Genomic DNA, 1,733 nt, shown 5'->3' with positions numbered 1-1,733 from the left:
TTCTGCTTCGTGCCATCGCTTCGCTCTCCAGGCATGATCATGCCATCTGATCTGTCCGGAGTAACGGGGCAAGCCCAATTTTCGTACCAAGGACCAGTGTCAACAGATCGCCGACCAGTCCGCCACAGCCAACGCACAATCGCGTCGAAAGCCGAATCTGTGCGTTGTAGGCCTCGGTCCCTTCTGCGCCTATTGCTACTGAGGGAGGCTCGATCACGGTTGTCCGGACCTGCAAGACGCCATCCAGCAAGTCCGGAATACCTAATTTCGCTGGTAACTCTGCTCCGTGTTTCGTCGTGGCCACTCCGATTGCTGCCGTCAACACGTTCAAGGCACTGACTTCAGTCCATAATGCCGAGCCTGCCGAAACAGACGGGGGCGATTCGATTCTCGCGAAAACACCGCGGTGGTTGGCGGATGAGCCCAGCCGGAGCAGCGTTCCCGGCGTCACGGTTGGGACCTTGGCTCGGATCGCCTGAAGTAGTGCAGCGTTTGCGCTGAGGAGTCCTGAATGACCTGCTGCAACGACAGTGGCATCTAACAGTTCACCCAGCGACACCTCACGCAATGCCAGCAGGCGATCGAACTCCCCGATGGAAAGATCAGCCTGGACTGGTACGCCCAGGGCGTTGAGTAACCCTGCTGGAGTCAGCCTGGCGGCAATGAGCCCATCGTAGTTCAAGATTCCAGCTTGCACCGGATCAACACCGACGACTCGCAATAATTGGCTAACCGCCCCTTGTTCAAGATCCAGCAACCGTGATCCCACACTGAAGCTGGCGAAAGGAGCGTCCTTGACGGCGACGGCATGTGCGCTAACTCGCCGTTCGCCTGACGCGGGCTCGGAAGAACTCCATGGAAAGCTGAAGAGACCGGTTGCAGGGTGGCTTACTGTCACCCAGACGGCAGTAACAGACTCCTCGGGATTCTGATCTTCGCGAACTGTACGCCAACGCCATGTCGATGGTCGAGACGGGTCTCCATCACCGAAAACGCTGACCGGTGACTGTTCGTTGATGCTGTTGTCCCATGCGCCGCAGCGAACATCGATCTCCACGCTGGCAGTTTCTACGATTGCCGTGCTGACGTTCTCCAAAGCAATGTGCCTCGCAGACTCCTGCGCGGCCGACTCACCCAATGCGGCGCAACTGACACTAGGCGCACCGTGCGCATTGCCGCGCCCCTCGGCAGTACCTGAAGCCCCCCCACCTCCCAGCATCTGCGCGCCGGCGACGGCGGCAAGATCGGCCGACTTCTGAAGTTCACGCTTCATGTAGAACAGATAGCCGATATCTGCGGACGCCAGCAGTATCAGACTCACGACCATAGCGACGGCCGCTGGCAGAATGATTGAGCCGCGCTCTTGGCGCGTGCGAGCCGTCACGGCCATTACCGCGCTCGGCCTAGTGTTGTCAGCCATACCGAGCCGCATTTGAGCCAAGACCAGCCACTGCCGTGGAACCCGCGACGTCCGAACAATGCCCCTGACTCCATTAGTCCTCCTCCACGCTGCGTTCGAACCACTCCGGGATGGGATGCGTGAAGCTATCCACGTATCGATCCCAAGCTGCCGTCGCTGTGGGGCCCAGAACCGGCCTCGCCGGCCCCGCAGCGCGGCCGCTCGCCTGCAAGGCCATGAGCGCACGTGCCGTATCGCCGCTGCCCACGCGCGACGGGCCTGCAGCACTGGCCGTGGCGGGCGCTGCAGCACGTGACGCGGCCGGTGCGGCCGA

2 protein-coding genes are annotated in these 1,733 nt (G+C 61.2%); both read right to left on the bottom strand.

Annotated elements, in window-relative coordinates:
• Window positions 1–37: 37 nt before the first annotated feature.
• On the bottom strand, window positions 38–1,390 hold the full coding sequence (locus IMZ29_RS22345) for a pilus assembly protein TadG-related protein (RefSeq protein WP_216188471.1): 1,353 nt from the start codon (window positions 1,388–1,390) through the stop codon (window positions 38–40).
• A gap of 103 nt (window positions 1,391–1,493) precedes the next feature.
• Window positions 1,494–1,733, bottom strand: a 240-nt coding sequence (locus tag IMZ29_RS22340) for a DUF3613 domain-containing protein (protein WP_216188470.1), incomplete at its 5' end; no start/stop codon positions are given.

The organism is Verticiella alkaliphila (genome assembly GCF_018904615.1).
Taxonomy (GTDB): domain Bacteria; phylum Pseudomonadota; class Gammaproteobacteria; order Burkholderiales; family Burkholderiaceae_B; genus Verticiella; species Verticiella alkaliphila.
This window is presented reverse-complemented; position numbering and strand designations above follow the sequence as displayed.

Coding starts and splice junctions, on each gene's coding strand:
- IMZ29_RS22345 (WP_216188471.1), bottom strand. CDS start 1,390: ATGGCCGTGACGGCTCGCACGCGCCAAGAGCGCGGCTCAATCATTCTG.